The sequence below is a fragment of the Vibrio sp. 10N.222.48.A3 genome (assembly GCF_041475345.1).
Classification (GTDB): Bacteria; Pseudomonadota; Gammaproteobacteria; order Enterobacterales; family Vibrionaceae; genus Vibrio; species Vibrio tasmaniensis_A.
Map to the genome: position 1 here is coordinate 1 of NZ_JBFRVX010000745.1, position 3,058 is coordinate 3,058.

Annotated in this window: 1 protein-coding gene; it reads left to right on the forward strand. The window is 39.3% G+C overall.

Going from position 1 to position 3,058, the window contains the following annotated elements; translation table 11 throughout:
• On the forward strand, positions 1–3,058 hold a 3,058-nt coding region (gene dptH / locus AB4653_RS19300; RefSeq protein ID WP_372105035.1), incomplete at both ends, for a DNA phosphorothioation-dependent restriction protein DptH.

Here is a 3,058-nt window from a genome sequence, read left to right on the forward strand (position 1 = left end):
CAATAAAGAAGTTGCACCTAAAGGGCGACGTTTAACACTGTTACAACGTGAAGCAGACTTTTTAGATAAGCAGTTATTAAATCAACATGTTGACCCACAAAACAGCGTAGAGCTAAAAGCGATTGAAGCAAACTACCCTGAAGTTTACCTGTCATACCTAAAGTTATTTGAATACTGCACAATCAATAAAACACTACCGAGTTTATCTAGTTGGGGTGACGAGTTTAGAAAGGTTGTCTCTCAATTGGTTGATGCATACAACCAAGCGATAGCTGAAATTGGTTATGATGTAATGTTAACCAAAGCAGAAAAACTTCTCGTTAATATCGGGTATGCACAATACCAAGAAAACGAAGAATATCGGGAATATATAACTCCATTCCACCCCTTAGTGTTGGCTTATCACTTGAGCCTAGCTGAAGCAATAGTTAGTGATAACATCAATGATAACAGCAGTTTTAAAACACTACCCAAAGTGACGTTAAAGCGCTTGAATGCGCGTGGTTTATTGCCTTTTCTGTACCACCCTAAACATGAGTTTGCTTTTACCAAGCTAGAAAAAGACAACTCTATGTGGCTTGAGCTAGTGCCTCATCAAGAAACAAGTTACAGCTACGTACGTAAATTGGTGAAAGATAAGGTCACAGAGTTTAAAGATGCCTTTAGTTCACTATTTACTGCAGGTAGCAAAGCCACACTGATTATCAACTCGGTAAATAACCATAAAAATGTTGAACTGTTTATGGGGCTGGTGGATTACGTTAAAACGCAAAAGGACAAAGTCTGCCATATCCATGTGAACTTATACGATGATAAAGAGACACGCTGCGAATTTGACCGTTTTGCAGAAACAGCCAGTTACGACGAGTTGAAAAGGTTATATGGATTAGATAAAGGAGCACTGAAAGAACAAGCAGATGCCATTATCGACCTATTACGTACACGCTTAACTTACAGTAAGTTTCGTAACGATGAATGTGAGACTAAACCGCAAGCGTATGCACACCTAAGTTTTTTCAGAAATCATCATAAAGTAGAGCCAACAGATGTAAACGTGCTAGAAGAGCTTAGTGGCGTAGTTTGTCACGGCTTATTGGCGGGCGAAGCAGCCGACAACAAAGAGGAAAGCTACTTCACTGCATTTGGTTTGAAGAATGTTGAAACTAAAGATAATTCGCACCTTAGCATGGCGCAGCGCCTTAATGGTTTGATTAAACCTGCCCGTAAAACGAATGTGCAACACGGTCGTGCTAACTCTTTAGCTTTAGCGGTGAGTGATGACTTTAAAACACTACTTGAGCGCTCTTACGATAATTCAATATGGACCACAATTATTGACCCTAAAGTCACCTTAGACTTTTTTGAAAGCGCTAAAGATATGGTGCTGATCCATTACTCAGATAATTACACTAACTCAACCAACTACGATGCGATCACAGTTACCAAAGAAACGGACCTGTATAAAAAAGTATTAGAGCAGGACGAAGGTGGCATTATTGAGGAGTTCAATGCCTTCAACGGTGAGTGGTTACTCAAAATGATCACTGCTAATAGCAATGAGCGAAAAGAGAAAAAGGGTATTATTGGCGCCTATAAATACATCAATTGCTTATTAGCAAAGTCCGATATTATTTGGGTTCCGTTATCAGTTGCTGAGATGGTTCGTGTAGCCGGTAATATTGGCTTGAAAATGAATGACAGTGATTTTTCACGTAATGTAAATGGTTACAAATCCGGTGCAATTTCAGACGATGTGCTGTTTGTTGGCTTTAAAGACAATCAACTTTACTTACTTCCACTTGAAGTAAAAGCAGGGCTAAAACAAACTCACAATAAAGGGGTAGAGCAAGCCAAAGAGCTAAAACGTTATTTAACTGAAGATATTTTAGGTCGTGATGATTTAGCAGGGCATCTTTACCGCGGTTTGTTTATGCGTCAGATACTAATGCAGATTGATAAATACAAACTGTATAACCTTTATCAACCAGATTACTTTGAGCCACTCTTAAAACAACGTGAATGGTGGCTGCAGGGCGATTACCAATTAGCTGAACTGCAAGAGTACCCTGAAGGGTTCTTGGTAGCGATGGTAGAGAATGACACCTTCTTTGAAGCAAGCTTTGAGGAGGTGAAAAATATTCTTAAAATTCAACTACCAAGCGCTAGTTTAAATCACTTAGTAAGTACTCGGCTAACAGACCTAATGGCAGATGCTTGCTCTGATACATTAAGTAAAATCCCAGAGCAATATCTGTTAGCTGAAACTACTCATGTAAAAGTGGTAACAACTAGCTCTGTAGAAAATAGTAATGAGATTGTTAATACTAAAATTGAACCTGAAGAGGTCATAAATACTCCAACAGTTGAGCGATCGTCAGAAAATCAGACAATTAACGTACCGGATTCAACCATAGCGCATGATCCAAACGATAACCTAAAGGTCCTGGTTGGTCATAATGTACGTGATGATGGGGCAGTTTTCTGGGAACCGACTAATACTGCCAAATTCATGAATACCAACTCTGGCATTATAGGAACAATGGGCACGGGGAAAACACAGTGTACGAAAGCGGTAGTGACACAGCTTTATCGTGATCAACATAAAAACGTAGATGGCAGTCCAATCGGTATTCTGATTTTTGATTACAAGTCAGACTATGTTGACGATAAGTTTATTAGTGCGACAAATGGGAAGAAGTTTAAGCTGTTTAAACTTCCTTATAATCCACTAAGTCTATTTGGTGATACGCCAATGTTGCCAATACATACAGCAGCTGGTTTTTCTGAAACTATGTCAAAGGCTTACGGATTAGGGAAAAGGCAACAACTTAAGCTTGAGAACCTTATTTTAGAGGCTTATGAAGCTGCCGGTATTCGCCCAGAAGATCCGAGTACTTGGTCAAAACCCGCGCCGACTATCGAACAGGTTTGGGACCTATTTCTAGATCAAGAAAAAGTAGAAGAAGATTCTCTTTATGCCGCTTTATCCAAGTTGGCTCGATTTAAGATATTTGAAACTGAACCAGAAAAAATGGTGAGCTTATATGAGCTAGTTGAT